The organism is Streptosporangium sp. NPDC006013 (assembly GCF_040614275.1).
GTDB lineage: Bacteria > Actinomycetota > Actinomycetes > Streptosporangiales > Streptosporangiaceae > Streptosporangium.
Genome location: NZ_JBEXUE010000765.1, coordinates 1 through 3,078, shown reverse-complemented (window position 1 = coordinate 3,078; position 3,078 = coordinate 1). Strand labels below are relative to the sequence as shown.

Genomic DNA, 3,078 nt, shown 5'->3' with positions numbered 1-3,078 from the left:
GGCGTCCAGGACGTAGGCGCCGGCCAGGGTGTGCGGGTCGTGACCACTCTCGACGCTGTTCATCGTTCCACCCTCAGGCAGTCGCGTATGCGGATCAGCCCGTCACGCATCCGGGTCTTCACCGTGGCCAGCGGCACCTTCAGCAGCTCGGCGACTTCACGATAGGAATATCCACCGTAATAGGCGAAAGTGACGGATTGGCGTTGCAGCTCGGTGAGCCCGTCAAGGCAGCGGCGCAGCCGTTCGCGTTCCAGGCGGGCTCCCACCGACTCGGCGACCTCGTCGAAAGGACGATGCACCTCCAGCCTGGCCACCCGGTCCTCGCGGTCGACGGCGCTCTGGACGGCGCGGACGCGATCGACGGCGCGGCGGTGGGCGATCGTCATGACCCAGGCCATCGCCGAGCCGCGGGCGCGTTCGTAGCGAGCGGCGCTGCGCCACACCTCGACGAGAACCTCCTGGGCGACCTCCTCGCTCTGCGCGGGGTCGCGCAGCACGCGCAGGACCAGCCCGTAGACGGGGCCGGCGACCAGGTCGTAGATCCGTTCAAAGGCGGCGCGATCTCCTCGCGCCACGTGTTCGAGCAGGTCTTCCAGCCCGCTCTGGAGGGAGTCGCGGTCCTCTGCCGACCTCAGCGCCCGTCTAGGTCTCATGCATCCTCCCCGCCATGAGCAAAGCACGTTTCGCCGCTTCTTCGAAGCGGAACGGCACGTGGATTGGTCGGCGTCCCATTCGGTGCCACCGGCACGTCGGGGCGGACGGGATGAGCGTGCCGTATCCCAGTGCCGGCGCCTCGCTGGGACGGGGCCGGTCGAGTCGGTGCCGTTAGAGGAAGATCGAGGTGTCGAGGTCGAAGTCGACGGGGGAGGGGATCCGGAGCGGCTTGCCCATCTCGGTGTGCGTCATGGTCCGGTAGCTGCCGTCCTCGGGATCGCTGAGGACGGTGACCATCGATGGTGAGGCGACGGGGTCGACGATCAGCATGATCGGGATGCCGCAGCCCGCGTAGATCCGGGGCTTCGTGGCGCGGTCCATCTCCATGGAGCCGGGCGAGACGATCTCCGCCACCAGGATCAGGCCCGAGGAGAGGATCTCCAGATCTCCCCAGAGGGGAGCGTCCACGGGGAGCAGGCAGTAATCGGGGACCAGAGTGTCACGTGGCCCCTCGATGCAGATATCGACATTTCCCGCAAAACTCTCCCAGTCGTTTTTCTCCAGGATGGGCTGCAAGGCAAAGGCGAGGCGCATGGCGATCCGGCCGTGCTTGGGAATGCCAGATGGGCTCACGATGAGGTTCCCGTCGATGATCTCGGCGCGAAGGCACAGGGTTGGGGGAAGAGACTCGAAGATCTCCCTCGGGGTGCGAGGTAGTGGACGGTCCTCAGGTGCGGCGGGCTGAGCGGGCGGCTGGGGCGCGGTGCGCGGTGCGGATCGCTGAGACGCTGTTATCACCAGAACCTCCCGAGGATGCCCTGGCCTTCAAGACTCTGTTGCTTAATTGCCGCCGGTCGACGTCTGGCATCGTTATCCGGTGCCGGACACGCAGGTCGCGGAGATCGAAAACGAATTGGGCAACGGAGTTCTTCAGGCTGGGGAGGAATCGGGAGCGGGAGGGCCGCCAAGGCCCGAGCGTGCCCTGACCGGTCAGTCATTTCGATCGGCTTCTTTCTGGGTCCTGTAGCCGTAGCCGTCCGCGCGTTGAAGGTGACGGATGTGCCGGTGGTTGATCCCGGTGATGCGACGGTGCCGGGTGGTGATGTCGAACGAGCCGGAGGCGCGGACCAGGACTCGCCCGAGGTGAACCCCGGCCTTCTTGCCTGCCGGGACGTTGGCCCGGACCAGGTCGCCGGTTTGGAAGCCGTGGTGCAGTTTGGTCCGTGGCCGGGCAAGACGGGGGAACCCGTATCGGTCGGGGGTGGTGCGGGCGTAGGTGCCGCGACCGGTCGCCTTGGCCACGAGGACCGTGGACGGCCAGGCGGTCACGGTCTCCAGTTCGCCGACGTGCAGCGCGTCCAACGTGTGCGACTTGGCGGCGCCGGTGCGGGAGCGGTTCCACTTCGTACGGCCGCTGGACGCGGCGCGAATTGGGAGGCCGGTCGTTTCCAGTGCCCGCCACAGCGCCCAGCGGGTGGCGTTGACGGCGGCGGCGTCGCGCAGCGGAGCCTGCGCCTGCCGGAGAATCTTTGTCAGGAGGGCGGGCCTGCCTTTGAGGAATTCCTCGATCGGGGTGGCGTTCTTGGCCTGGTTGCAGCCGATGCACGCCAGGGTGAGGTTGCTGATCCGGTCGGAGCCGCCCCGGCTGCGCGGGTGGATGTGATCGATGTTCAACGGCACGTCCTGCGTGGCGCAGTACGCGCACGCCCGCCCCCACTTGGCGAGCAGGTATTCGCGGACCTCGTACCCGGCGAGGGTGCCCTGCTGGTATTCCACCCCTTCCAGTGCTCTGCCCGCGCTGAGGGCGTGGGTGTCGAAGGAGACCCGCTCCAGGTGCACGGCGGCCACGGGCGCCCACCGGGTCAGCCGCGCCACCCACGACAGGGTGGTGTCCACACGGTGTCGCAGCGACGGCGCCAGCCACCCTTTCGGCTTGGCCCGGTTGAGGAACCGGGGCGCGCGGTAACGCAGGTTCGCGCCACGGCGTCGCCGTCGATACCGCGAGCGGGCAGTGAGCCTGTCGCGGATCGCCGCACCTCGGTGGTCGAGCTGGATCGCGTACCTTCCCCTCCGGTTTACGCCGCGCGAGGTGAACACGGCCAGGCCGGTGTGCTTGCTGCCAGGGTCGATACCGACGTGCACGCCTTCGACGGTCGAGGTCGCCGCGTCGCGGTCTTTGAGGCGGATGACGAACGGGGTGTGACGGGCCACGACCGCTCGCCCGGCCGCCGGCAGGCGACGGGCACGGGCGGGATGGCACGGGTCGAGCGGGTGGCCGCGGGCGTCCAGGACGAACACGACGGGGTGAACCTCACGGTTCGCTCCCTCGGACGCCGAAGCGTCCTCGGGGTGACGCCGAGCAGAGCGGGTGCCGGTCCGCTCGATCTCCCCTCGCCCAGGTCGAACACCAGGTACCGCCTGGCG

The 3,078-nt window shown here is 68.5% G+C and carries 4 protein-coding genes; 1 reads left to right on the top strand and 3 read right to left on the bottom strand.

All coding sequences use genetic code 11. The annotated features are described in order from the left end of the window. Positions 1 to 59: 59 nt before the first annotated feature. The 3 genes from sigK to iscB all read right to left on the bottom strand — a co-directional run bounded on the left by sigK (position 60) and on the right by iscB (position 2,952). A complete protein-coding gene (gene sigK / locus ABZ260_RS49185; protein ID WP_355632338.1) occupies positions 60 to 653 on the bottom strand; it encodes an ECF RNA polymerase sigma factor SigK in 594 nt (197 codons plus the stop codon). A 172-nt stretch (positions 654 to 825) separates the two neighbouring features. Further along, positions 826 to 1,452, bottom strand: a complete 627-nt coding sequence (locus tag ABZ260_RS49180; protein WP_355632336.1) for a Uma2 family endonuclease — start codon at positions 1,450 to 1,452, stop codon at positions 826 to 828. A gap of 192 nt (positions 1,453 to 1,644) precedes the next feature. Further along, positions 1,645 to 2,952, bottom strand: a complete 1,308-nt coding sequence (iscB, locus tag ABZ260_RS49175; protein WP_355632340.1) for an RNA-guided endonuclease IscB — start codon at positions 2,950 to 2,952, stop codon at positions 1,645 to 1,647. Here iscB and ABZ260_RS49170 point away from each other — a divergent pair. Next, a partial coding sequence (locus tag ABZ260_RS49170) for a hypothetical protein (RefSeq protein WP_355632343.1) occupies positions 2,854 to 3,078 on the top strand: 225 nt, incomplete at its 3' end. The two genes, iscB and ABZ260_RS49170, sit on opposite strands and share 99 nt — an antisense overlap.

What these genes read in the sequence shown, in the direction of transcription:
- sigK (WP_355632338.1), bottom strand. Translation starts at nt 653, where the DNA reads ATGAGACCTAGACGGGCGCTGAGGTCGGCAGAGGACCGCGACTCCCTC.